This is a genomic window from Streptomyces cinereospinus, assembly GCF_042430725.1.
In the GTDB taxonomy this organism is placed as follows: domain Bacteria; phylum Actinomycetota; class Actinomycetes; order Streptomycetales; family Streptomycetaceae; genus Streptomyces; species Streptomyces cinereospinus.
Genome location: NZ_JBHMCY010000043.1, coordinates 1 through 24,882, shown reverse-complemented (window position 1 = coordinate 24,882; position 24,882 = coordinate 1). Strand labels below are relative to the sequence as shown.

The window sequence follows — 24,882 nt, the reverse complement described above, 5'->3', positions numbered from 1 at the left end:
GAACAGCGAAGCCCTCATGCAAGCTGCGCAGCTTGACGACACCTCCTCCCGCAACCTGACGATTCCTTGACGGTTACACCCACGACGTTGCCTCGGCACGGAACGTGCTGGTGACGCGGAGCGAGCTCCGTCCTGGCGCAGACGTCAGGCGGCCGGGGCGTCCTCGACGGGAACATGCCCGGGCCGACCGACGTTCGGCAATGCCGCGGACATCTTCCGGAAACCAGTCTATTGACTCTTTGCTATAGCGGCGCCAGGGTGGTGGACATGAGCACCGATGCCCTCAGCCCCATGGAGACGACGTCGTTGGCCGACCAGGCTTACCGGCGGCTTCGTGCCGCGATTCGTGAGGGTTCGCTGCTGCCGGGCGAGAAGATCACCGAACGTGACCTCGCCGCCCGTCTCGGCGTCAGTCCCACCCCGGTGCGGGAAGCGCTGCGCCAGCTGGTGCACGAGAAGGTGGTGGAGCGGGTCGGGGCCCGGGCGCTGCGGATCGCCGATCATTCGGCCTCCGCGCGTGCGGAGATCGTGGAGGCGGAGGTGCGGCTGTCGGCCCTCATGGCTCGCCTGGCCGCCCGGAAAGCCACTGACGCCCAGCTCGCAGACCTGGCCGAGATCCTGGAGCAGGCCGATGCCCTGGTCGACGAGACCGAGCAGGATCTGGCGCGACACGGGACCCGTGCCGACACGACCGACAGGCTGGTAGCCGTTCATCGCCTGCTGCGCCGCTTCCACCACCAAGTGGAGGCAGCGGCCGGCAATCCGGTGCTTGAGGGCCTGCTACAGCAGGCCCGCGCATTCAGTGACGAGGAGCGTCTTGATCTGACGATCAAGCTCGCCCCGGGCCGCGCCGAGGCTTTCCGCCGGAGGTTCCGCGAACACCGCAGCCTGCTCGACGCCCTTCTTGACCGGGACGAGGAACGAGCCGAGCTGCTCGCCGCGCATCACCACCGCGAGGCACTGCATCAGCTCTCCAGCAGCTGATCGCACCCCTCCCGGCCGCCTGCTCGTCAGGCCCCCTGTGGCAGCCGACGCACGCGCATCATTTCTGCTATAGCATATGGCAAGGAGCCGCCATGCTGCATCAACCTGCCGCGACCACCTCGGACGGGACATCCACCCTCGCACCGTCGACACCCGACGCCCGAAGGCGGATGAGCGCGAGCGCGGTGCTGTGGGTCACCCTGGCGGTCTTCGCCCAGGAGTCAGTGTGGAATTTCTACGACGCCCAGGTCCCCGAGCAGCTGCGCCAGTACGTCACCTCGGCGGGCGTCATCGGCCTGATCATGGGGCTGGACCACTCCTTGGGGATCTTCACCCAGCCGTCCGTGGGGTTCCTCTCCGACAGACTCGTACGCCGCAAGGCGGGGCGCTGGCCGATCGTGCTGATCGGCGCCGTGATGGCCACGGTCCCGTTCGTGCTCATTCCTTGGGCCGGCAGTCTTCCCGTGCTGATGGTGTGCGTCGTCGGGTTCGCCCTGATCGCCAATGCTTTCAAAGGCGTCACCGAGACACTGATATCCGACTACGTTCCCGCAGGCAGCCGCAGCAAGGCCCAGGGTTTCATCAAGGCCGGCGTCAGTCTGACCATCATCGTCTCGTCACTGATCAGCTTGCTGGTCGTGGACCGCAGCCTTCATCTGGCGTTCGCGATCCCCCCGGTCCTGATGCTGATCATGCTCGGCTTGTCCTGGATGTTCCTCGGCCGCCGGCACCAGCAGGCCGTCCTGCCCGAGCAACCCTCCGAGGGCCGGGAGGACGAGCCGGAGTTCACCTCTCCCTGGGCGGTACTGAAGGATGCGGCACGCAGCCCCTCCAGTCCCACGGTGCTGCTGATGATCGGCATCTTCTGCTTCTCGGGCATGTGGACCGCGTTGCGCTCACTGAACACGCCCTACGGCACCGAGGTGCTCGGGCTGACCCGAGGTGAAGCCGGCGGACTGGCCCTGCCGGGCGCCGTCGCCTTCCTGCTGTGTGTCCTTCCCCTTGCCTACGGCTCCGAGCGGCTCGGGCAACTGCGCGCCATGCGCTACGGCGTCGGACTGTTCGTCATCGGCCTCCTGGTCGGCTTCGCCTTCCCGACGGTCCCGGGAACGGTGGCCTCGACCGTCCTCTCCGCCGTCGGCTACGCCTCGTTCGCGGTCAACGCACTGGTCGCCCTGTGGAACCTGGCCCCCACCCAGAAGGTGCTCGGCACCTACACCGCCCTCTACACCATCGCCTCCTCCGCCGGCATGGCCCTGGGCCCGGCGATCCTCGGCAGCACAGTGGACCTCACCAGCTGGCGCTACATGATGCTGAACGCCGCCGCCTTCGCCGCGGTCACCTTCGCCGTCTTCGGCCTCCTGACCCGCCGGATTCCCGACCGGAGCGAGTCGTGAAGAACCGCTCCACCAGCACGACGAAAGGTCACCACCCCATGGAACTCCGCATTCTCGCCCCCACCGGGGCACTGGGCGCCGGTTTCGACGCGGACGGGTTCCGGCGCGGCGTCGCAGCCCGCCCCCATGTCATCGCCTGTGACGCCGGATCCACCGACTCCGGCCCCGCAGCCCTCGGCTCCGGCACACCCAAGCTCTCGGCCCAGGCAGTCGCGCGTGACCTGCGGCTCCTGCTGAAGGCCCGCGACGAGCTGAAGGTGCCGCTCATCATCGGATCGTGCGGCACCTCCGGACGCGACGCCGGCGTCGACCAAGTAGCGGCTCTCACCCGCCGTATCGCCGACGAGGAGAACCTGCACTTCAAGCTCGCCCTGATCTACTCCGACCAGCCCGCCGACCGCCTCCAGGACCTCTACGACGCCGGCCGCATCCGGCCACTCGCCCATGCACCCGAGATCGACCGAGAGCTGTTCGAACGCAGCCACACCGTGGCGATGATGGGCGTCGAACCCATCCAGGAAGCTCTCGTCGGGGGCTGCGACGTCATCCTGGCCGGCCGCGCCAGCGACACCGCCCTGTTCGCCGCGCTCCCGCACCTGCGCGGCGCCGACGCCGGGCTCGCCTGGCACATGGCCAAGACCATCGAGTGCGGCGCCGCCTGCGCCGTCCCACCCTCCGCCAACGGCCTGCTCGCCACGCTGCGCGACGACCACTTCGACGTCACCGCCCTCGCCGACGGCACCCGGCTCACCCCCCGTTCGGTCGCGGCCCACACCCTGTACGAGAACGCCGACCCGTTCCACATCGCCGAACCCTCAGGCGTGCTCGACACCACCGACGCCACCTACGAAGCCGTCGACGAACAGACCGTCCGCGTCCGAGGCGCCCGCTATCTCCCCGCCGACGGCTACACCAACAAGCTCGAAGGCGCGGAACTCGTCGGCTACCAGACCGTCATCATCGGCGGTGTGCGCGACCGCATCGTGATCGACGCCCTGCCCAAACTCCTGCCCTTCGCCCAGCAGTACTTCGACGCGAAAATCCTCGACGTGTTCGACGGCGCGGTCGACCCGGCCACCATCGACATCGACTACCGCCTCTACGGCGGCGGAGCCGTCCTCGACGGCACCGAGCCCGATCCGCTGCAGCCCCGCGAACTCGGCGTATTGATCACGGTGACCGCCCCCGACCAGGCCACCGCCCACGCGATCGCCACCCTCGTCGCCCACGCCAGCAGCCACCTGCCCATCGCCGAGTACGACGGACTGGTCTCGACCCTGGCCTACCCCTACTCGCCCCCCGAGACGGACCGCGGCCCGCTCTACCGCTTCACCCTCAACCACGTCGTCACCGGAATCACCCCCACCGAACTGTTCCGCACCACCACCGAGGAGCTGTAAGGCCCATGGCCACCCTGCTCGATTTCTGCTCCCTGGTCCGCTCCAAGAACGCCGGACCCTTCATTCTCACGTTCGACTTCATGTGCCACGACCAGACCGCCTACGAGGCGCTGGTGGCCACCGGATTCCTCACCAAGGGCCTCTTCGCGTCCGTCTACGGCACCGATCCCGATCAGATCCTCGTCGTCAATCACCCCGGCGCACTCGCCGTCAAGGTCTCCCTGCCTCGTCCGACCGTTCAGGGCGATCTCCACGACACCGACTGCTACGCCGGCCAGCAGTACGCCCCGCTCATGGACATGGAGCTTCCCCCGGCCCCCTGACCGGCACCCGCCCCTCCTCGTCACGCAGTCTGGAGCCACACCATGCCCACCGAGCGTCCCCTTTCTCCCTGGCACCTGCCGCCCGACCATCCCGCACAGCTCTTCCTCACCGGGTCCACACCGCTGTTCGCACTCTCCGGCGATCCGCGCGTCTCCTACTGTCTGCACGTGCCTCGCGGGCACAGCAACACCGATGAGCCCAGCCCCCTGGTCGTGGCGGTCCACGGAACCCATCGGAACGTCGGCCAGGTCCGGGACCATTTCGCCGATTTCGCGGAGGAACACGGCTGCGTCGTACTCGCCCCGCTGTTCCCCGCCGGCCTGACCGGCCCCAATGACCTCGACAGCTACAAGTTCTTCACCGCACCGGGCTTTCGGCCCGACCTGCTCCTCCTCGACATGATCGAGGAGGCGGCCGGCCGCTGGCACATCCGAACCGACCGCTTCCACCTGCACGGCTTCTCCGGCGGCGGTCAATTCGCCCACCGCTTCTTCTATCTCCACCCCGATCGCCTCGCCTCCCTTTCCGTCGGCGCGCCAGGGCGCACCACCCTCCTCGACTCCCGGACACCGTGGTGGCGGGGCACCGCTGACAGCGCGGAACTTCTCGGAGCTGCTCCAGACACCAGAGCCATGGCGGAACTACCCGTGCAGCTCGTCATCGGGGAACACGACACCCACGTCGAAGTCTGGGAAGGGGCCGAGCAACCAGGCAGCCGCATGGACCGCCTGAACGAGCTGCGCGAGAACTGGGCCCGACACGGCATCGCCACGCAACTGGACATCGTCAGTGGCGCCGGACACAGCGACCTTGACGTCATCCCGGCCGTGCTCTCCTTTCTGTCCGAACAGATCGAAGCGCCGGCGGGCCGCCGACACACTCCAGCGGGGCCAGAGTCAACGAAGGGCCTCCCCGATCTGTGACGAGCAGCAGGCCGGAGCCACCGCCGGAAACAGCGGTACACCCGTCGGACAGGAGACCAGACCCGCGACCTTCCGCCCGACGGGGTGGGGGCCCCTCGACGATCTACTCGCAGCGACATTCGTGTCATCCCTGCCCCCACCCGAGCCGTTCGGAGGCAACAATCCATGAGGCGTCTCGATGTCGGGGTGCGTCGAGACGGATGGGGCACTGCCCTGACCCTCGCGGCACCTGCCGCGCTGTTGTGATCGTTCCGCGGTGTGCGTGTGCGGTGTCGCGCGAACCGGCACGGCCCCCAACTCCGGCACCGGGCCCGGGAGATGCTGATGTTTCGAACACGGGTCCCGGACCTGCCGACAGGCGACAGATCGCACGCAGAGACCTTGTACGAACCCGCGCGTACTCCAGTCAGCTGCGTGACGCCCAGCGGCTGACCAGCGGCGGCACCACCACAGGGGCCAGCGACCGGCACGAGTCCGGTAGGGAGCCGAGACCGCGTGACAGAGGTACGCCGGCGCCGGTGGTCAGGTCAGGCCGCTGCCCGGCGTGGCCGCTGGTCCGGATGTGACTGTGGCCAGGATTGCCCGCAGCCGGTGCAGCGTGTCCTCCAGCGTCGCGGACGGCACGGCGGCCAGTACCTGCTGGAGCGCGGCCGTCGCGGCCGCGGTGGTGAGCTGGGCGGTGGCGACTCCCGCGGATGTCAGCCGGACGTGGTGACTTCGTCCGTCCGAGGGGTCGGGGATGCGGGTCACGAGCCCACGGGCGTCGAGCCGGCGCAGGACGTTGCTCAGCCCGCCGGTGGTCAGCAGCAGACGCGCTGCCAGCTCCTTCGGCCGCTGCTGGTACGGGGCGCCGACCGACCGCAGTGCCGCGAGCACGTCCAGTTCCGCGGGTGTGAGGCCCTGTGCCGCCAGAGCGGGGGCGATGGCCTGTTCGAAGACGCTCTGGAGGCGTACGACGTGCTGGGAGAAGGCCAGCGCCAGGCGCTCCTCCTCGGAGCCGTTCACTCGGTCGGCGGACATGATCTCATCCTACCAAAGAAACCTTTTCTGATATCTTTCGAGAAAGGTAATTAGGAGGAGACTTCATCATGGCGACTGTCATCGCGTTCGACGGTGTCCGTGTGTTCACGGGCGAGGGCCTGACGGAACCCCGGCGTGTATATGTCCAGGGGGCGGAGATAGCCGGTGAGGGCACACCGGACGAGGTGGTCGATGGCGCGGGCCGGGTGCTGCTGCCGGGGCTGATCGATGCGCACATGCACGTGCTCGGCCGCCCTGACCTGGAAAACCTGGCGCGTTGGGGCGTGACGACCGGGCTGGACATGGCGGCCTGGCCGCAGCCGTTCGTCGCCGAGATGCGCGCGCAGAAGGGCGTGGCGCAGGTGTTCAGCGCGACGACCCCGGCGGTGGGCCCCGGCGGCAACCACGCCAAGATGCCCGGGTTCCCCGCCGACGGCATCGTCACGAGCCCGCAGGAGGCGCGCGCGTTCGTGGAGCGCCGTGTCGCCGACGGCGCGGACTACATCAAGATCGTTACCGAGGCCGCGCCGCCGGCGGGCATGGACCAGGAGAGCGTGAACGCGGTCGTCGCCGCGGCACACGAACACGATCTGCTGGTCGTGGCGCATTCGATCACCACCGGCGCCTTCCGTGTGGCGGTGGAGGCCGGTGTCGACATCAGCACGCACGCTCCCCTGGACGCCGTCCTGGACGAGGCGACCGTCCAGCGGATGAGCAGCGGCGGGATGACATCCGTGCCGACTCTGACGATGATGCGCGGCATCGCCGCGGTGCGGGCCGGGGCGGGGCTCAGCTACGAGTACGCCCGCGACACGGTGACCCGTTTCCATCAGGCCGGTGTCCGGCTGCTGGTCGGAACCGACGCGAACTCCGCTCCCGGCGTCCCGTTCGCCCCCGAGCACGGCGAGTCCCTGCACGACGAGCTGGAGCTCATGGTCGAGGCCGGCCTCACGCCCCTCGAAGTGCTCCGCGCGGCCACCAGGCTCACGGCGGAGACGTTCGGCCTCGGGGACCGTGGTGTCATCGAGCCGGGCAGGCGCGCCGACCTGCTCCTGGTCGACGGCGATCCGACGCAGGACATCACGGCGACCCGCAACATCGCCGGGGTCTGGATCGCGGGGGAGCGCGTGCGATGAGCACCGGCGGTCGTACCCCACCTCGGCTGCGCGCCCTGCTCGGCTCGATCCCCGCGTACGTGCCCGGAAAGCCGGCCGCGTCCGCGGGAGGCGCGGGCTGGAAGCTGTCCTCCAACGAGAATCCCTACCCCCCGCTGCCCGGCGTACTGGAGGCCGTGACCACCGCGGCCGGGAGGATGAACCGGTACCCGGACCTGCACGGGACGGAACTCACCGACCGGCTGGCGGAACACCTCGCGGTGCCCGCCTCCCGCATCGCTGCGGACACCGGATCCAGCGCGTTGCTGCAGCAGCTCTGCCGGATCGCCGTCGACCCCGGCGACGAGGTGGTGTACGCCTGGCGGTCCTTCGAGTCCTACCCCCTCGTCGCCCGCCTGTCCGGGGCGCGGCCGGTGCAAGTGCCGCTCACCGGCGACGAGGCGCACGACCTCGACGCCATGGCGCGGGCGGTCACCGACCGCACCCGGCTGGTGTTCGTGTGCACGCCCAACAACCCGACCGGCCGCGCCCTGCGACGAGACGTTCTGGAGCCGTTCCTCGACCGCCTGCCGGCCGACGTGCTGATCGTCCTGGACGAGGCATATCTGGAGTTCGTCAGCGACCCCCACTGCGCCGACGGTGTGGAGCTCTGCCGCGACCGGCCGAACGTCGTGACGGTGCGGACCTTCTCCAAGGCCTACGGGCTGGCCGGGATGCGGATCGGCTATGCGGTGGCCCATGAACCGGTCGCCGAGGCGCTGCGGAGAACCGCTGTCCCCTTCGGCGTCTCCACGGTCGCGCAGAGCGCCGCGATCGCCTCCCTCGACCGGCGGACCGAGCTGATGGAACGGGTCGGCGAACTGATCGCCGAACGGGAACGCGTCCGCGGGGCGCTGCTGAGCCAGGGCTGGACCCCGCCCGACAGCCAGGCCAACTTCCTCTGGCTCCGCCTGGGCGAGCAGACCACTTCCTTCGCCGAACACTGCCAGGACTCCGGCGTGACCGTGCGGCCCTACGGCCAGGACGGAGTCAGGGTCACCATCGGGGAGCGAGAGGCGAACGACGTGTTCCTGTCGGCGGCGGGCTCATGGCGCGCGGACGCCGCCGAGGTAGGCGCGGACCGCTCCTGACGTCTCGTCGTGCCGGCCGAGGACCAGCAGGTCCGGTCCCGGCGGTGCGCCGCGCAGGGGCCGATAGGTGAGGCCTGGCAGGGCGATGCGCTCCGTGGCGGTGGGGACGAGGGCCACGCCGGTGCCGGCCAGGGCGAGGGCGAGGGCTCCCAGGGTGCTGCCGACCAGGCGGACCCGGGAGCGGTCCTCCTCGGCGGCGGGCCAGAGCCGGGAGAGGACGGTCTCGTCCTCCTCGCTGCTCGCGAAGACGATGAGTTCGTGGGCGCTCAGGGCGGAGGTCGTCACCGCGGACGCGGACGCCAGTTTGTGGTCGGTGCGCAGGGCGACGGACAGCGGAGTGGGCGCGCGGCGGGTGACCCGCAGGCCGTCGGTGTCGCCGAGGCCCAGGTCGGGGCAGTAGCCGAGGTCGAGCGCGCCGTCGCGCACCGCCTGGATCTGAGCGGCCGGCGGAAGCTCGGTCAGGGCGAGGCCGACCCGTGGGTGCGCCTGGCTGAAGTCGCGCAGGTCGTCGGAGAGGACGCCCTGGAGGACGGCGACGCCGGCGAAGCCGATCCGGACCGTTCCCGTCTCGCCGTGCACCGACTCCCGGGCCACCTGCAGGGCACGGTCGGCCTGTGCCAGCACTCTGCGGGCCTCGGGCAGCAGCAGTTCGCCGGCCTCGGTCAGCTCGACGCGTCGGCTGGTACGGGAGAACAGGCGTCCGCCCACCTCCCGCTCCAGAGCCTGGACCTGGGCGCTGAGGGTGGACTGGGTGACGTGCAGCAGCTCGGAGGCCCGGCCGAAGTGCCGTTCGTCGGCGACGGCGACGAAATAGCGCAGGTGCCGCAGCTCCACCGTTCACTCCTGTTCATCGTTCCAGCCGATTGGTCGATCGTATCTTTCGGTTGGACCTATCGCTCAGCCGGGGGCACGCTGGTCGCATGAACGTGACGTCTCAGGACCGACAGGACATTGCCGATCTCATGACCGGGTGGATCCACCGGGACCTTGGTGAGTGGGACCGGCTGAAGGGCCTCTTCCACCCCGACGGCCGGATCGAGATCACCTGGTTCGAGGGGCCGGCGTACGAGTTCGTGGACGCCTCCGCCCGGATGGGGGCCTCCGCCTTCCGGACCAAGCACCTGATCACCGCGCCTGTCGTGACCTTCTCCGCTGACGGTACCCGTGCTGTCAGCGAGACCAACGCCGTCATCATCGGCGAGAACGTCGACCTGCGCCTCGGATGCGACGGCCACAACCGGTTCATCGACCGTCTGGCGAAGCGGGACGGGGTGTGGCGCATCAACGACCGCAAGAGCGTCTACGACTTCGGCACCTTCACCTTTCCCGCCGGGATCGTCGACATCGACGCGAAGACGGTCGCCCGGTATCCGCGGGAGTACGCCGCTCTCGCCTACCTGCTGGAGGCCAGCGGATTTCCGGTGAGCCGGGTCTTCGCGACCAGGGGCAGCGACCTGGAGCGCGACATCAAGGAGTCCGCCTTCGCCTGGCTGGGCGAGCAGACCGACAAGTGACGGCCACCGCGGCAAACGAGAAGTGCGGCGGAGCACGATGAAACCGGTCCCGATCGGGGAGCGCACGCTGCACGCCGGTGTGGTCAAGGCGTCCGCCGCCCGGACGGCGGGGCCGGCGCGCACTTCGACGCCGAACGCCGCCCGGCCTTCGCGGCCGGCGTGCTCAGCGGCACCTTCCCGCCGGAGCGAGTCAACCGCGACGCCCGTCTCTTCGGGCTCGTCTCCCCGGCCCGCCATGTCGCGGTCGCGGCCCGCGCCGTGACCACCGACGACTCCGGCGTGATCCGCCGTGCCGTCGCCGCCACGGGTCACGTCCCCGCGGACCGGCTGCCGCTCGCCCAGGTCGGTACGGCCCTCGGCTCCATCGCGCCGAGAACGCCGAAGACCGTCGCCGACCGACTGGTGGCGGTCAGTCCGCCCCTTCCTCTCGATCAGCTCCACGTCGGCTTCGTCGAGGCGGTGCTGGTGCTGGAGTCCGCGACGCGGTTCGCCATGCCGGGCGTCGTCCGACTGTCCGACCTCGGGCCGCGGTCCCTGGTGCGCTCCGACGCCCGCACCGCGGAGGGCCTCTCCGTACGGCATCTGGCACCGCTGGACGACGCGCGACGTTCGAGCGGCGAGATCGAGGAGACGGCGGTGAGGTTCTGGTTGCTCATGGACTGCCCTGCAGAGCGTGAACCTGACGGTGCTTGCCGTCACCGGGCCGGACGGCTTCCCCGAGCCACCGGACCCCGCGTCGTCGCCGCACGCCGACAACAGCCCGCCGGCGGACACCGTGAGGCCGGCCGCTCCGGCACCTCACAGGCTTCCTGCGCGTCGGGGAGGAAGGGGAACGGCGGTTGCGGGGGCCGACGACCGACAGGATCCCTCCTGGGGCCCGAACGATCGAAGCGAGGGATGGCAGCGGCCGGGATACCAGCCTGAGGGGATCGGGGGCCAGCGCCATGCCGGCCTACTTCCCATGGAAATCACCAAGTTGCAACGCGATCGATCACACGCGTAGTCCTGCGCCGGCCCCCTCACGACTACAAGGTGCTCACCGACAGACAACTTCGTGGCGCGTGACCATCAGTTAGCTTCTGCGCCCGGACGCCCCGTGCTGCTTCCCGTGCGGCGTCCTGTGCGGCGTCCTGTGCTGCCAAGTCCTTTCCTCGTGTGAGGTGGCCGGATGAACACGCAGTTCAGCGAGGCGTGTCAGTCCGGGACGGGGTGCATCGGGCGCTTCCCCGGCTCTGTGTCCGGCGCGCCGAGGCCGTTGGGGGAAGGAGCTTTCTCCTCGGCGTGGACGCGCCCGCCGCGACTGCCTGCCGATGACGAGAGGTCGCGAAGTGTGGGCCGAGCGTGGTGCCCGACCGGTCCGGCAGGGCCCCCGGGGAGGTGTGACCCCTGCATTCCCTCCGGTCGCCGCTTGGCTATCTGTTCAATTTTGTGCGGAGTGTTGACGGTCAATCAAACAAGACTCCACACTGTGCCGCACAACCCCCCTCACCGAAGGAATGCGGCGCATGCTCGCAGACAAGTTCGGAACCGCCCCGGCGGTCACCTACGGGGCGCTGATCCCTTCGGCCGCGGCTGTTCCTGCCGCCGCTCCCGCCCCCGCGGCCGCCGCACCGGCCACCACCTGGACGATTTCCGGCCCCACCGCGGGTGCGCCGGTGTCCGCACAGGTCAGTCTCGACGGTGACGGCGGGGAACTGGGCTTCGCCGTGTCCCGTCAGGGATCGGCGGTGCTGAGTCCCGCGCCTCTGGGCATCGACACCACCGCGGCGGACCTGACGAAGGGGTGGGGCCGGGCCTGACCCGTCCCGCTCCACCCGCCGCAACGGGACCGACGCGTCGTCTGAGCCCGTTCGGCACGCCCCACAACACACCGAAACGCACGGCCACGGACACCGGACGGACGAGGCGCGGTGCCGGGCGCCTGGCAGCGCGCCTGCTCATCGCGCGGCACCGCGCCCCGTCACCGGCCGCGTGCCTTGACGAAAGAGGACGAGGACAGATGAAGTCTCGATGGATGGTGCCGGCGCTGGCCGTCGCCCTCGGCGTGGGATTGCTGACGCCGCAGGCGATGGGAGCGCCGCAGGCGGCGGCTCCGGCCGCAGTGCCGATGATCGACAACGGGATCGGCGTCGACGCGCCGCTGATGGGGTGGAGCGGCTGGGGCTTCCTCCAGCGCGACCCGTCGGCCGCGAAGTTCAGGGCACAGGTCGACGCCCTCGTGTCGACCGGCCTGAAGGACGCAGGCTACAACTACGCCAATATGGACGACTTCTACTACAAGTGCCCGGGCAGCCAGGGCCCCGACGTCGACTCCTACGGCCGGTGGGTGACCGACGAGGCGTTGTTCCCGGGCAGCGGTGGCAAGGACGGCATGCACGTCCTCGGCGACTACGTGCACAGCAAGGGCCTGAAGTACGGCCTGTACGTGACGCCGGGCATCTCCGCCCAGGCGGTGGCGAAGAAGACGAGGATCATGGGCACGTCGTACACGGCGGACCAGATCGCGTTGACCAGCAGTGCGCAGAACTTCAACTGCAAGGGCATGCTCAACATCGACTACAGCAAGCCCGGCGCACAGGAGTTCATCGACTCCTGGGCCCAGATGTTCGCCGACTGGGGTGTGGACTACCTGAAGCTGGACGGGGTCGGCCCGTCGAAAACGGCCGACGTCAGGGCCTGGTCGCAGGCGCTGGAGAAGACCGGCCGGCCGATCGCGCTGAACCTGTCCGCCAGCCTGTCGGCCTCGCCCACCTGGTCGGAGCTGGCGAACTCCTGGCGTATCGACGGAGACATCGGCGCCAGCCCGAGGGGCTACAGCTTCCCGCTCACCAGCTGGACGAACGTCTCCAGGCGGTTCGACGACGCGGCCAGGTACCAGCCGTACGCCGGGAAGGGGGGATGGAACGACCTGGACTCCTTCGGCGTCGGCAACGGTGAGAACAACGGCATCACCGTGCCGCAGCGGCAGTCGCACATGGCGCTGTGGGCGCTGGCCAGCTCCCAGTACATGCTGGGCGCCGACCTGACGAACCTCGACCCGGGCGACATGGCACTGCTGACCAACAGGAGGCTCATCCAGATCGACCAGGACGGCATTCCCGCCGCCCGGGTGATCAAGGACGGTCACCAGCAGGTCTTCGCCAAGCGTGAGGCCAACGGCACCTGGTACATCGGTATGTTCAACACCGACACCACCTCCAGCCACACCTTCAGCCTCCCGCTGGCCAGGCTCGGGCTCAGCGGCACGGCGAGGATCACCGACATGATCAACAACGACAAGCCGCTCGGTACCGTCAGCACCTACACCACGAGCGTGGCCCCCGGCGGGGTCGCCCTGATCTCGGCGGTCGCCACCTCCGGGACGGGCGGCACCGGCTCCCTGGTCAACGCCGGGTCCGGCAAGTGCCTCGACGTCAACGGTGCGGTCTACCTCCCCGGTACCAAGACGCAGATCTGGGAGTGCAACGGCGGCCTCAACCAGCTGATCACGCCGACCTCCACCGGCGAGCTGCGCACCATGGCCGCCACGGAGTGCCTCGACGTCTTCGAGAACGGGACCACCCCCGGCACCAGGGTCTCGCAGTGGAACTGCCACGGCGGCTCGTCGCAGAAGTGGACCGTCAGGAGCGACGGCACCATCGTCGGCCAGAACTCCGGCCTGTGCCTGGACGTGACGGGCGGGAGGACCGCGAACGGCACCGAGTTGCAGCTCTGGACCTGCAACGGCTCCACGGCCCAGAAGTTCACCTGGGCCGGCCGCTGACGCCGGTACGTACCGGCTGACGGGATGCCACCGGTGCCCCGGCCGCTCTCCAGCGGCCGGGGCACCGGTGGCATGAGCGTGCGCGGCAGCGGGCCGTCAGGAGGGCCAGAGCCTGTCGTCCGGATCAGTCCGTCCGGATCCGAACGTCAGGCCCTGGTCGCGTACGTGAACAGCGACACCTCCCTGTCGGGCCCGGCGGGTGCCCAGTTCGGCAGACGGGAGTTGTTCTCTGTGCAACAGGGTTGACCCTGGGTGTCTCCGGTTCTAGCGTCAGTATTTCCGATGTTCATGTGCAGGACTTTTGTTCATAAGTGTGAATCTCCGGCAGTGGCCGGATGTTTCTGAGCCGAGCAAGACGCGCTGCCCGGGAGGGCCCCCCCTCCGAAGCCGTACAAGAAGCCGTCTCGGCGGCGCGACTCCGTCGCCGGCGGCTCCCCCTCGGCAGGTCCACGACCCCGCTCGCGGAGCACCGCGGGTGCCAGGACGCCGCTCCGCTCCTGATCGCCGCACATACGGGAGACACGATGAAGCGCGAACAGATCACACGCCGGACCCTGCTCTCGACGGCCGCCGGCGCGGTGGCCGCAGGGGCCGTCGTCACCTTGCCGGGGTTCGCTCACGCGGCGGCCGACGAACGACTCACCGACTACGCCTCCCACACCGCGGAGGGCCGTACCGTCACCGTCACCACCGTGACCGGCCAGCGGCTGCGCATCACCGCGTACGGCGACCAGATGGTCAGGGTGCGCGCTGTCCGCTCCGGAGAGAACTTCTTCGCCGACACCCGCTACGAGATGGTGGAACCCCGCAACCACACCGCTCTGGGCGGCAGTCTGAGCCTCGCCGACACCGCCGACACCCTCGAACTCCGCACCGGGGCGTCGGACGGTCTGCGCGTCGTCCTGCGCAAGAAGCCGCTGCGGCTGGAGTTCTACGCCCGGTCCAACGGCGCCCTGCTCGCGAAGGAGGACGCCACCCGCGCCATCACCTGGAGCGGCACGAACCCGACCGTCGTCACCGAGGCGTTCGTGACACCGCCCGCCGACGAGCGCTTCCTCAAGGGCGGGCACGGCACCCTGGGCCGCTCGCCACGGATCGACCGTACCGGCGACACCGTCTCCCACAACTACGCCCAACCGGGCCTCCCGAACCCCGAGAACCAGGCCCCGGCCATCGTCCCGCTCTACCTCTCCAGCAGGGGTTACGGGGTGTTCTTCAACACCACGTTCGACACGACCTTCAGCTTCGGAGGAGGCGACGGGTACCAGTTCCTCGCCGACGGCCACGACGCCGGGGGCGTCCGCCCCCAGATGGACTACTTCCTGATCAACGGCCCCCGGTTCGGGCAGCTCCTCGACCGCTACACCCAGCTCACCGGCCGCCCGCGGCTGCCGCAGATGTCCGTCTTCGGGCTTCACCTGTCCGACAAGAACTTCCCCACCGTGAGCGACCAGAACTGGTGGCGCGAGAAGATCACCACCCACCGTGCCGCCGGCTTCCCCTTCGACCACCAGGTCAACGACAACCGCTGGCGCGAGGGCTCGGGCTCATGGTCCGGATCGTGGTTCGACTTCAGCGACAGCCGCTGGCCCGACCCCGCCGGTTACCGGAAGTGGGCCGTCGACAACGGCGTCACCGTGACCCTCGACTACAACCGCAACAACAGCAACGAGATGGCGGGATGGGTCGGCGGCCCGCCGCCCGGCTACAGCTTCGCGGAGTCCGACCTCAGGAACGTCAGGGAGAACAACGCCGTACCCGACTGGAGCAACCCCGACGCCCGCGCCTGGGTGTGGCAGGTGTTCTGGGACAAGGCCCTCAACCCGTCCCTCGACTACCCCGGCGACGCACTGTGGATCGATGAGACCGACGACCTCCACGAGATCCCGTACACGGCGCGGACGGCCGACGGCCGCACCTGGGCCGAAGGACGCAACGCCTATTTCCTGAACCTGCACAAGGGGGTCGGGGAGGAGGGCTGGGACCCCGACGGGCCCGGCCACATCGGATCCGGCAAGCGTCCGTGGACCTGGAGCCGAGGTGCCACCGCCGGCCAGCAGCGCTACGGGCACTACTGGACGGGTGACATCGAGCAGACCTACGAGGAGATGCGGGCCCAGATCAGAGGCATGCAGACGGCCGGCCTCGGCGGCTTCCCCTTCGCCAACATCGACGGCGGAGGCTTCGGCCACGGCGGCACGGTCTCCGACGCCTTCTACCGCAACTGGCCCGTCGCCTGGTCCAGCCTCTCCCCGATCTGGCGCCCCCACAGCTCCGCCTCCACCGCCTCCCACGGCAAGGCGGCCTCCCGCTGGCCGCTCGACCAGAGCGCGCAGGCACAGGCGGACTTCCGCAGGTACGGTCAGCTGCGGTACAGCCTGATGCCCTACATCTACACGCTCGCCCACGAGGCGGCCGCCACCGGCATGCCCATGGCGCGGGCCATGGTGCTCCACTACCAGGACCGCACCCAGGCCTACTCCCACGACCTCCAGTACCTGTGGGGACCCTCACTCCTCGTCGCCCCCCTCACCTCGGACGGCGGAGGCACCCAGAACGTCTGGCTGCCGGCCGGAGCGCGCTGGTACGACTACTGGACGGACGCCGAGCACACCGGATCCGACAGCAGAGACCTCGCCTGCACCACCCGTACCGGCGAGACACCGCTCTTCGTCAAGGCCGGGGCGATCCTGCCCAAGTACCCCTACGCGCAGAGCACCGCCTACCTCAGCAAGTACCGGCTCGAGATGGACGTCTACGCCGGAGCCGACGGCGCCTTCGAGCTCGTCGAGGACGACGGGGTGAGCGAGGCGTACCGCACCAGCGGGAAGAAGAGCGTCACCCGTCTCACCTTCACGGACTCCTCCACCCGCGTCGTCATCGCGCATCCGCGCGGGACGTACGACGGCGCGCCCGGCGAGCGCCGCTACCTCGTCCGCTTCCACGGTCTGGACGCACCGGTGGGGATGCGGGTCAACGGCGGCTCCACCCTGCCCGCCTTCACCAGCGAGGCCGCGGTCCTCCTCAGCGACAGGGGCACCGGCTGTGTCTGGGACGCCGAGAAGAGAGTCCTGAGCGTCATCACGGGGGAGATACCGGTGGCCGGGAGCGGCGTCGCCGCCACCGTCGAACCCAGCGGCGCGGCGTTCCCCTCCGTCGGCGGCGCCACCGTCTACCAGGCCGAGAACGCGCGGCTCGACAGCGCCTTCGTCATCGACACCCGCCACCCCGGCTACACCGGCACCGGTTACGCCGACTGCACCGGGACGTCCGCGACGGGGTCCACTGTCACGTGGACGGTCACGGTGGGCACGGCCGGACAGAAGCAGCTGGGCGTCCGCTACGCCAACGGGGGCACGTCGGACCGCCCGATGGACATCGACGTCAACGGCACCCGTCGCGCCACCCTCGCCCTGCCGCCCACCGGCGGCTGGGACGACTGGGCGACGGCCTCCTTCACCACCGACCTCCCGCGCGGGGACGGCGTCAGCGTCCGAGCGGTCCTCAAGCAGACGCAGAGCGCGAACATCGACAGCCTCTCCGTCCAGTAGGACCGAGCCGCACCGCCGGCTCCCCGAGACGTGCGCACCGCGGCTGTCACGCCGAGACGGCCACGGTGCGCACGCGGCCCGTCGTGCCCGTCGCCGTGACGAGGACGACGGGCCGCATCCATCCCCGCACGCCCACCTCCGGTGTGCGGACACACCCCCTCATGAGGTCACGCATGCTCACACGCATAGCCACCTACGTCCGGCGCCTGGCGTCGGGCGCCCTGACGCTGCTGCTCGCGGCCACCGCCGGGCTGGCGGCGACACCACCCGCGCACGCCGCCCCGACCAGCACGTTCACCCCAGGAAGGCCCTGGACCGACACCTCGGGCCGCGCCCTGCAGATGGCCCCGGAGTCCTAGCCCGGACACCAGGGAACAAGTAACCCATCAGTAGGTTCCTGGGGTTCGTCTCTCTGCCGTTTCCCGGTGACAGGGCGCCTCGTTGGGCTGTCCGGCTGAATGCCCGGACGACCGACTACAAGGGGCGGGTGTGCGACAGGAGTGGTCGCCGGAAGAGCTGTTGGCGAACTGGACGCTGGTGGAAGGCGACTGGATGCTTGTGGCCAACAAGACCGGGGTGACGAGGTTCGGCTTCTGCCTGATGGCTGAAGTTCTTCGAGATCGAGGCCCGGTTCCCGGAGTTCGTCGAGGAGTTCCCGCAGCCCGCTGTGGCGTATGTCGCCGGGCTGGTGAAGGTGCCGGCTGCGGAGCTCGCGAAGTACGACCTGGCGGGCGCGAAGCGTCACCGGAAGCAGATCCGCGAGGCCCTGAGGTTCCGGCCAGCGACGCTGGAGGACGAGGAGCAGCTCACCGCGTGGCTGGCCACGGAGGTGTGCCCGGTCGAGCTGGTGGAGGACCGGCAGCGGGAGGCCCTGCTGGTTGAGTGCCGGGCGCGCAGTATCGAGCAAACGAGGACGGCGCCGCGCTGCTGGCGCTGCTCAAGCGTGACCCGGGCGCGGTCGGCCTGGACTCCCTGCTGACCGAGGTCAACAAGCTGAACGACGTGCGCAGACTCGGGCTGCCCGAGGGGCTGTTCGCGGACTGCTCGGAGAAGCTGGTGGCCGCGTGGCGGGCGCGGGCGATCAAGATGTACCCCTCGGACTTCCGCGACACCGCTGAGGACGCACGGATCACGCTGCTCGCGGCGCTGTGCTCCTCCCGGCAGGCGGAGATCACGGACGCCTTGGGGGACCTGCTGATCGCCCTGGTGCAGAAGATCAACGCTCGCGCCGAGCGGCGGGTGGAGAGGCAGCTCACCGCGGAGTTGAAGAAGGTCCGTGGCAAGGAGGGCATCCTCTTCCGGCTTGCCGACGCGGCAATCGGCCAGCCCGACAAGACCGTACGCACAGCCCTCTATCCGGTGGTCGGGGAGAAGACGCTGCGCGACCTGGTCGCCGAGGCGAAGACGTACGAAAAGGTCTTCAAGGCCAAGGTCCGCACCACGCTGCGCTCGTCATACAGCTCGTACTACCGGCAGATGTTGCCGCCGCTGCTGCGCACGCTGGGCTCCAGGTGCAACAACACCGCTTACCGGCCGGTGATGGACGCGCTCGCGCTGCTGGAGAAGTACGCCGGGGTCGACGGCAAGACCCGTTTCTACGACGCCAGCAACGCGGTGCCGATGGACGGCGTCGTGCGCAAGGACTGGCGCGAGGCCGTCGTGGACGACAAGGGCCGCATCGAGCGCATCCCGTACGAGCTGTGTGTCCTGGTCGCGCTGCGCGATGCGATCCGGCGCCGGGAGATCTACGTCGGGGGCGGGAGGCGGTGGGGCGACCCGGAGGACGACCTGCCCGGCGACTTCGAGGCCACCCGCACGGTGCACTATGCGGCGATCCGTCAGCCGCTGGACGCGGCGGAGTTCATCGTGGATCTCAAGCAGCGGATGACGAATGGCCTGGACCGGCTCACGGCCGCGCTGGCGGACGGCTCCTCGGGCGGGGTGAAGGTGACCACCCGGCACGGTGAGCCGTGGATCAGCGTGCCGAAGCTGGAGAAGCTGGACGAGCCCACCAGCCTCCAGGCGCTCAAGGACGAGGTCGTACGACGGTGGGGCGTCCTCGACCTCCTGGACGTGCTGAAGAACGCCGACTTTGACACCGGCTTCACCGACGAGTTCGCCTCCGTCGCCGCGTATGAGCGCATCGACCGGTCCGTCCTCCAGCGGCGCCTGCTGCACGCCCTGTTCGCGCTGGGCACCAACATGGGCATCCGCGCCATCGTGGCGACCGGCGAGCACGGCGAGACCGAAGCCGCGCTGCGGCACGTGCGCCGGCACTTCATCACTGTCGACAACCTGCGGGCCGCGGTGACGAAGCTGGTGAACGCCACCTTCGCGGCCCGCGACACTGCATGGTGGGGACAGGGTACGGCGTGCGCGTCGGACTCGAAGAAGTTCGGGTCCTGGTCCTCGAACTTCATGACCGAGTACCACGCCCGCTACGGCGGCAACGGCGTGATGATCTACTGGCACGTGAAGCGGAAGAACGTCTGCATCTACTCCCAGCTCAAGAGCTGTTCGTCGTCCGAGGTCGCGGCGATGATCGAGGGCCTGCTGCGGCACTGCACGGACGCAGAGATCGAGTCCAACTAGTCGACACCCACGGCGCGAGCGTCGTTGGGTTCGCCTTCACTGACCTGCTCAACTTCCGGCTGCTGCCCCGGCTGAAGAACATCGGCAGCAACCGCCTGTAACGGCCCGACGACGACCCGCCCGGCTGGCCAGCGCTCGGCGGCTCCCTGACCCGGGGAACCTCACCCCGTTCGTTGTCATCGGGGGCAGACCGGGTCGGTTCGCGTTCCCTGAAGGTACTGGGAGCGTTCCTCCTGGGTGAAATCCCGGTGGAGGGCATGGCAGATCTGTTCGATCGCTGCTGCCGTGTCGGGGAGTGCCATGTCCCACAGCCGTACCGCGCCGTTCTTGTCTCCGGAGGCCACGGTCCGCCCGTCCGGGCTGAATGCCAGTGACACCACCTCGTTCGTCCGGCTGGTCAGTGGCACCCTCCGCTGCTGGCCGGAAGCCAGATCCCACAACGTCGCCGCGCTGTCGTCGCTCCGCGCGGCCAACGACCGGCCATCCGGACTGAACGCCAGCGAAGCCACCAGTTCGTCCGTGCCCGTGGGGAGTTCGTTCCGTTGATCCCCCGACGCCGTCTCCCACAGTCGCACCGTGCCGTCCTCGCTGCCCGCGGCCAGTGTCCGGCCGTCCGGACTGAACGCCAGCGATCCCACCAGGTCGTCGTCGCCCATCAGCAGCTCCCCGCGCTGCCGACCCGACGCCACATCCCACAATCGGACCACACCGTCACCGCTCCGCGCGGCCGAGGACCGGAAATCCGTGCGTTCGCCCCTGCCTGCGGCCAGTGTCCGGCCGTCCGGGCTGAACGCCAGCGACAGCACCAGGTCATGATTGCCCATCGATAGCCTTTCGAGCAGTTCTCCCGACGCCGCGTCCCACAGCCGCACCGTGCCGTTGTCGCCACCCACGGCCAGTGTCCGGCCATCCGGGCTGAAGACCATCGACACGACCTCTCCCTTCAGGCCGGTCAGTGGCACCGGCCGCAGCCGGCCCGTGACCCGATCCTGCAGCCGCACCGTGCCGTCCGCCCAGGCCACGGCCAACGACCGGCCATCCGGGCGGAACGCCATCGACACCACCGAGTCGTCCTCGCCGGTCCGCAGCGTCTCAGGCTGTTTGCCCGAAGCCGGGTTCCACAGCCGTACCGTGCCGTCCTGGCTGCCTACGGCCAGCGTCCGGCCGTCCGGGCTGAACACCGACGCCACCACCCAGCCGCTTTCGCCGGCCCGCAGCTCCTCCCGCTGTCTCCCGGAAGCCAGATTCCACAGCCGTACCGTGCCGTCCTCGCTGCCTGCGGCCAGCGTCCGGCCGTCCGGGCTGAACCTCAGCGACGCCACCGCGCCCGCCTGGCCGGTCAACAGCTCACGCCGCCGCTCAGCTGCATCGACATCCCACAACCGAACCACACCCTCGCTGTCACCCGCGGCCAGCGTCCGGCCATCCGGGCCGAACGCGACCGACACCAGCAAGTCGTCCTCGCCGGTCAGCAGTTCCGACCGCCGTTCTCCCGAAGCCACGTCCCACAGCCGCACCTTGCCATTGCCGCCGCACCCTGCCAGGGTCCGGCCATCCGGGCTGAACGCCAGCGACATCAGCGAGTCGGCCTCGCCGGCGCGTAGTTCCGCCCGCTGTTCTCCGGACGCCACGTCCCACAGCCGCACCACGAAGTCGGTGCCGTACGAGGCAAGCGTCCGGCCGTCCGGGCTGAACGCCAGCGACGTCACCCATGCGCCGTGCCCGCCCAGCGGTCCCCGGAGGGGCTTTCCCGAAGCCACGTCCCACAAGCGAACGGTGTCGTTGAAATCACCCGAGGCCAGTGTCTTGCCGTCCGGACTGAACGCCATCGACATCACTGCACCGTCCTCGCCGGTCAGCAGCTCCCCGCGCTGCTCTCCGGATGCCACGTCCCACAACCGCACCGCGAAGTCGTCGCCGCCCGGGTCCGAAGCGTCCAAGGCAAGCGTCCGGCCGTCCGGACTCAACGCCAACGGCAAACCGCCCACCGTCGGTCCGCCGTGGCCGACGAACGGCCTTCCCCGCTGTCGACCCGAAGCGATGTCCCACGTCCGAGCCGCACCGTCGCCGCTGCCCGAGATCAGCGTCCGGCCGTCCGGACCGAACGCGAGCGCCTCCACATCGTCCAAGTGGCCGGTCAGGAGAGAGGTGAGTCCCAGGTCGGCGGCTTGGAGGAGGCTCGCGCGTGCCTCGTCGGTGAGTGAGGTGCGGTAGGCATGCACGGCCAGCAACGACGCCAGCTCCGGCTCGATGTCGATCAGTGCCTCGGACTGGGCGGCAAGCTGCCGGGACTGGGCCTCACGCTCTGCAGCGACGGCTTCCTGGCGTTGCCACGCCGCCAGGCCGACGGCGATCAGGGCGAGGGCGAGCAGACCGGCGAGGATGCTGTTGAGGCGGCGGGTGCGGCGGACAGCGGCTTGCTGGTGGCGCTCGCTGGCGGTCAGGAAGTCGGTGATCTCCGTGGGCAGCGAGCGTTGCCCGGACCAGTCCATGCCTTCGGCGAGGTCGGTGCCGTCGAGCAGGTCCGCGGAGAGGCCCGTCCGGGTGTGGCGGTCATGCTGCTCGGTGACGCGGTGCAGCCAAACCTGGAACCGGCGGTCACGAGTGACCCATTCGCGCAGGTCGCCCCAGTCTCGGATCAGCGCGTCATGAATGAGTTCCGCGATCGGCTCACCTGGCTCACCATCAGGCCGCGGAACCGTGCCGGTGATGATGATCCGATCCCGGCTCAACGCGGCCACGACCTCGTCGAAGATCTCGCCCGGGACGGGGCCGGCGCTCGTCGCGTCGGTAGCCAGGGCCCGAAGCCGCGCGAGCGGAACCTGCTGACGGGCGGCCGGGATGCCCCGGACGTCGTCGGCGGGGCGGACCAAGGCAGTCAGGAGCCGGCGCGCGGTGGGCCGGTGCCCGGCAGGCAGCCGGCCCACCGTGTTGTTGCACCAATCGGTCAGGCTCCCGGAAACCTTGCCGATGCGCCGGTACGCCCGATGCGTCAGACGCCCGTCGGTGCGGCGTTCCCACAGCTGGGCCAGTGCCAACTGGAGAGGGGGCAGAAGGGTGGCCGGAGTTCCCCCGTCCGGGTCGGCCGCGCGGAGGTCGTCGACGATGCCCTCCGCCAGCCCGTCCTCGAAACGGGCACCGGCGTCCAGCGCGGGGCGGGTAATGATGGCGTGCAGCTCGGAGGCCGTGAGCTGGGCGGGGACATTCACCGAACCGGGCGTCGCCGCCGCCAGCAACAGGGGGCACACCTCGGCCAAGCGGGGAAAGAAGTCGTTGCGCATGACCAGGACCACGCTGGTGGTGGGGCACCCGTCCACCACGGCGAGCAGGTCGTCGACGGCCCGACGGACGTCGGCGCGCGGCCGCGCGAGGAGTTCCTCAAACTGGTCGATGACCAGCAGCAAGTGCTCCCCGTCCGGTCCCGCCGCGAGTCGGCCCTCGACCGCGCTCCTGATCCCCACGGCCCCGGCTCCGGGCAGGCCGGCCCGCTCCAACTCCGCCGCCAGGTTCTGGCCCGGCCGGGCCACCACACGATCCCACCGGTCGCTCCCGGGCAGCCGCCCCTCGGACAACGCGTGCAGAACGCCCGCTTGGACCAGGGACGACTTGCCCGCGCCGGACGGGCCCAGGAGCAGTACCAAGCGCTGCCGACGCAGCGCCTCCAGGACACTGTCCACCGCCGCGTCCCTGCCGTGGAACCACCCAGCGTCCTGTGCGGTGAACGGCTCCAGCCCCGGGTAGGGACAGATCCGCTGTTCCGCCAGCCCGGGCACCACCTCGCGCAGCACCTCCGCGGGAGTGGCGTAAGCGATGCCCTGCCCCCTGCCGTACGGATCCGGAGCGGTGATCGCCGTCACCATCCCGATCACAAGGCCGGTCATGTCATCGACCACCGGGCCGCCGCTGAAACCGGTCGTCAGATCATTGGCATGGGTCAACTGCAGCTGAGTGCCCATGCGTGCGGTGGGCAGCGTGCCACCGGCAGTTCCGTGCCCGAAGTGCCCGAACTCCGGTGCCTGGGTGGGAAATCCGAACGAGCTGACCGGGTGTCCCTTGCTTCCCGTCGCCGACCCCAGCGCCAGAGGGCGGGCCGACACCGGCACGTTCGCCATCCGGACAGCCGCGACGTCCTCCGCCTCCGGTGCCCGCCACGCCTCCGCGAGGACCACACCCGTCACCACAGGGGCCGACGGCAGATGCGGGAAACGCACTCCCACCTCGTCGCCCGGGTCGTACCCGGCGGCCCGCACCACGTGCGCACAGGTGACGACGACGCCCTCATCTGCCAGGAATCCCGCCCCGGCCACGTCGCCGGTACCGGCAAGGACCTGGACGACCGCGGAAGCCCATGAGCGTTGCCTGTCGCCGAAGCCCCGAACGCCGCCCCCGCCGGAACCCACCTCATCGGCCGCCGAACGAAGTTCGTCCCCCATCGCCAAGCCCCTCGGTCACGACGCGTCGCCCGCGCCCGCCCCGTCCCGCCACAGCACCCGTACCTTCAGATGCGCCATCGCCTCGCCCTAGCTGATGACCGCACCCGCCTGCGCCGACAGGGTCACCCCGAACTCCACCTCGACCTCCGCCGGACCGGCCTCCCGCAACCGGGCCACTGCCGCCTGAGCCATCTCCCGAACCGGCACCAGGGCATCCTGCACCGTCCGCGGCAGGTCCCTCACCGCGTCCGCCACCCGACCGGCCTTCACCGGTCCCCCGCCCACCGGCGACCGCAACTCCGGCGCAGCCTCGAACAGGATCTCCCCGCCACCCGCCAATGGCATACGCTCCACGCCCACCCTCGGCTCCGTTCCCCACACGTCGGCAGCGGTGCGACAGCCTGCCCTCATCCGACCCAGTAAACATCCAACATCGATTGCACACCGCCCGTTTCAGATATTCCGGTACGCCTCGCCCCGGTCCCCGGGGTGGCTGACCTGCGGCGGTCAGCGCGGGAGCGGTGCTCCCGTCGTGGCCCGGCCCGCGGCACCGAGTTGGGGAGGAGCCGAGCATCCCGTCGGGACCATCCAGCCCCGAGCTTCACGTCGCCACAGCACCACCGCAGCCGGCACTCTGGCGGCCGTTGCCTCGCCGATCTAGTGCGGGTCTGTACGGTGAGCGGGTCTGTTCCGTAGTCGGTGGTGACGGAGGGTGTGGTCAGCCCAGGAGGATGCG

The 24,882-nt window shown here is 69.8% G+C and carries 18 protein-coding genes and 1 pseudogene; 15 read left to right on the top strand and 4 right to left on the bottom strand.

Translation table 11 applies throughout. The annotated features are described in order from the left end of the window. The first annotated feature begins 267 nt into the window (after positions 1-267). The 5 genes from ACFF45_RS21820 (at position 268) to ACFF45_RS21800 (ending at position 5,028) form a co-directional block, all read left to right on the top strand. Complete coding sequence (locus tag ACFF45_RS21820; protein ID WP_381348113.1) at positions 268-984, top strand: GntR family transcriptional regulator; 717 nt, start codon at positions 268-270, stop codon at positions 982-984. Between the two features lie 92 nt (positions 985-1,076). Continuing rightward, positions 1,077-2,381 (top strand): MFS transporter, encoded by a 1,305-nt coding sequence (locus ACFF45_RS21815; protein WP_381348112.1) that lies wholly within the window; start codon positions 1,077-1,079, stop codon positions 2,379-2,381. Positions 2,382-2,419: 38 nt separating this feature from the next. After that, the gene (locus ACFF45_RS21810) at positions 2,420-3,781 is read left to right on the top strand and encodes an acyclic terpene utilization AtuA family protein (protein WP_381348111.1); all 1,362 of its coding nucleotides are present in this window, start codon (positions 2,420-2,422) and stop codon (positions 3,779-3,781) included. A gap of 5 nt (positions 3,782-3,786) precedes the next feature. Beyond that, complete coding sequence (locus ACFF45_RS21805; RefSeq protein WP_381348110.1) at positions 3,787-4,104, top strand: DUF4387 domain-containing protein; 318 nt, start codon at positions 3,787-3,789, stop codon at positions 4,102-4,104. Positions 4,105-4,146: 42 nt separating this feature from the next. Continuing rightward, complete coding sequence (locus ACFF45_RS21800) at positions 4,147-5,028, top strand: alpha/beta hydrolase family protein (protein WP_381348109.1); 882 nt, start codon at positions 4,147-4,149, stop codon at positions 5,026-5,028. A 522-nt stretch (positions 5,029-5,550) separates the two neighbouring features. Here the strand turns inward: ACFF45_RS21800 and ACFF45_RS21795 are convergent. Continuing rightward, a complete protein-coding gene (locus tag ACFF45_RS21795) occupies positions 5,551-6,048 on the bottom strand; it encodes a MarR family winged helix-turn-helix transcriptional regulator (protein ID WP_381348108.1) in 498 nt (165 codons plus the stop codon). Positions 6,049-6,116: 68 nt separating this feature from the next. Between ACFF45_RS21795 and ACFF45_RS21790 the strand changes: the two genes are divergently transcribed. Both ACFF45_RS21790 and hisC read left to right on the top strand, forming a co-directional pair. Continuing rightward, the gene (locus ACFF45_RS21790; protein WP_381348107.1) at positions 6,117-7,184 is read left to right on the top strand and encodes an amidohydrolase family protein; all 1,068 of its coding nucleotides are present in this window, start codon (positions 6,117-6,119) and stop codon (positions 7,182-7,184) included. Beyond that, on the top strand, positions 7,181-8,293 hold the full coding sequence (gene hisC, locus ACFF45_RS21785; RefSeq protein ID WP_381348106.1) for a histidinol-phosphate transaminase: 1,113 nt from the start codon (positions 7,181-7,183) through the stop codon (positions 8,291-8,293). The genes ACFF45_RS21790 and hisC overlap by 4 nt, the downstream gene beginning before the upstream one ends. On the opposite strand, the gene ACFF45_RS21780 is transcribed toward hisC, so the two are convergent. Continuing rightward, complete coding sequence (locus ACFF45_RS21780) at positions 8,249-9,127, bottom strand: LysR family transcriptional regulator (RefSeq protein WP_381348105.1); 879 nt, start codon at positions 9,125-9,127, stop codon at positions 8,249-8,251. The two genes, hisC and ACFF45_RS21780, sit on opposite strands and share 45 nt — an antisense overlap. Before the next feature lie 86 nt (positions 9,128-9,213). Between ACFF45_RS21780 and ACFF45_RS21775 the strand changes: the two genes are divergently transcribed. From ACFF45_RS21775 to ACFF45_RS21740, 8 genes and pseudogenes are all read left to right on the top strand, one after another. Further along, the gene (locus ACFF45_RS21775; protein ID WP_381348104.1) at positions 9,214-9,807 is read left to right on the top strand and encodes a nuclear transport factor 2 family protein; all 594 of its coding nucleotides are present in this window, start codon (positions 9,214-9,216) and stop codon (positions 9,805-9,807) included. 159 nt (positions 9,808-9,966) lie between these two features. Beyond that, complete coding sequence (locus tag ACFF45_RS21770; RefSeq protein ID WP_381348103.1) at positions 9,967-10,731, top strand: hypothetical protein; 765 nt, start codon at positions 9,967-9,969, stop codon at positions 10,729-10,731. Between the two features lie 581 nt (positions 10,732-11,312). After that, positions 11,313-11,606 carry a hypothetical protein gene (locus ACFF45_RS21765; protein WP_381348102.1) on the top strand — a complete coding sequence of 98 codons (294 nt, stop codon included), beginning with the start codon at positions 11,313-11,315 and terminating at the stop codon, positions 11,604-11,606. A gap of 200 nt (positions 11,607-11,806) precedes the next feature. Then, positions 11,807-13,570, top strand: coding sequence for a glycoside hydrolase family 27 protein (locus ACFF45_RS21760; RefSeq protein ID WP_381348101.1), 1,764 nt, complete (start codon positions 11,807-11,809; stop codon positions 13,568-13,570). A 524-nt stretch (positions 13,571-14,094) separates the two neighbouring features. Then, entirely contained in the window at positions 14,095-17,121 is a 3,027-nt protein-coding gene (locus ACFF45_RS21755) for a TIM-barrel domain-containing protein (RefSeq protein WP_381348100.1), read from the top strand. 173 nt (positions 17,122-17,294) lie between these two features. Then, positions 17,295-17,480, top strand: a complete 186-nt coding sequence (locus tag ACFF45_RS21750; RefSeq protein ID WP_381348099.1) for a hypothetical protein — start codon at positions 17,295-17,297, stop codon at positions 17,478-17,480. 308 nt (positions 17,481-17,788) lie between these two features. Further along, entirely contained in the window at positions 17,789-18,100 is a 312-nt protein-coding gene (locus ACFF45_RS21745) for a DUF4158 domain-containing protein (RefSeq protein WP_465269417.1), read from the top strand. A 107-nt stretch (positions 18,101-18,207) separates the two neighbouring features. After that, positions 18,208-19,814: pseudogene (locus ACFF45_RS21740) on the top strand (Tn3 family transposase). Between the two features lie 75 nt (positions 19,815-19,889). Here ACFF45_RS21740 and ACFF45_RS21735 read toward each other — a convergent pair. Together ACFF45_RS21735 and ACFF45_RS21730 are read right to left on the bottom strand one after the other, a co-directional pair. Then, positions 19,890-24,146 carry an nSTAND1 domain-containing NTPase gene (locus ACFF45_RS21735; RefSeq protein ID WP_381348098.1) on the bottom strand — a complete coding sequence of 1,419 codons (4,257 nt, stop codon included), beginning with the start codon at positions 24,144-24,146 and terminating at the stop codon, positions 19,890-19,892. Between the two features lie 87 nt (positions 24,147-24,233). Further along, positions 24,234-24,506 carry a CU044_2847 family protein gene (locus tag ACFF45_RS21730; protein WP_381348097.1) on the bottom strand — a complete coding sequence of 91 codons (273 nt, stop codon included), beginning with the start codon at positions 24,504-24,506 and terminating at the stop codon, positions 24,234-24,236. Positions 24,507-24,882 lie beyond the last annotated feature (376 nt).

Excerpts from the sequence above, each read along its gene's own strand:
- ACFF45_RS21820 (WP_381348113.1), top strand. The coding sequence starts at position 268 with ATGAGCACCGATGCCCTCAGCCCCATGGAGACGACGTCGTTGGCCGAC.
- ACFF45_RS21815 (WP_381348112.1), top strand. The coding sequence starts at position 1,077 with ATGCTGCATCAACCTGCCGCGACCACCTCGGACGGGACATCCACCCTC.
- ACFF45_RS21810 (WP_381348111.1), top strand. The coding sequence starts at position 2,420 with ATGGAACTCCGCATTCTCGCCCCCACCGGGGCACTGGGCGCCGGTTTC.
- ACFF45_RS21805 (WP_381348110.1), top strand. The coding sequence starts at position 3,787 with ATGGCCACCCTGCTCGATTTCTGCTCCCTGGTCCGCTCCAAGAACGCC.
- ACFF45_RS21800 (WP_381348109.1), top strand. The coding sequence starts at position 4,147 with ATGCCCACCGAGCGTCCCCTTTCTCCCTGGCACCTGCCGCCCGACCAT.
- ACFF45_RS21795 (WP_381348108.1), bottom strand. The coding sequence starts at position 6,048 with ATGTCCGCCGACCGAGTGAACGGCTCCGAGGAGGAGCGCCTGGCGCTG.
- ACFF45_RS21790 (WP_381348107.1), top strand. The coding sequence starts at position 6,117 with ATGGCGACTGTCATCGCGTTCGACGGTGTCCGTGTGTTCACGGGCGAG.
- hisC (WP_381348106.1), top strand. The coding sequence starts at position 7,181 with ATGAGCACCGGCGGTCGTACCCCACCTCGGCTGCGCGCCCTGCTCGGC.
- ACFF45_RS21775 (WP_381348104.1), top strand. The coding sequence starts at position 9,214 with ATGAACGTGACGTCTCAGGACCGACAGGACATTGCCGATCTCATGACC.
- ACFF45_RS21765 (WP_381348102.1), top strand. The coding sequence starts at position 11,313 with ATGCTCGCAGACAAGTTCGGAACCGCCCCGGCGGTCACCTACGGGGCG.
- ACFF45_RS21760 (WP_381348101.1), top strand. The coding sequence starts at position 11,807 with ATGAAGTCTCGATGGATGGTGCCGGCGCTGGCCGTCGCCCTCGGCGTG.
- ACFF45_RS21755 (WP_381348100.1), top strand. The coding sequence starts at position 14,095 with ATGAAGCGCGAACAGATCACACGCCGGACCCTGCTCTCGACGGCCGCC.
- ACFF45_RS21750 (WP_381348099.1), top strand. The coding sequence starts at position 17,295 with ATGCTCACACGCATAGCCACCTACGTCCGGCGCCTGGCGTCGGGCGCC.
- ACFF45_RS21735 (WP_381348098.1), bottom strand. The coding sequence starts at position 24,146 with ATGGGGGACGAACTTCGTTCGGCGGCCGATGAGGTGGGTTCCGGCGGG.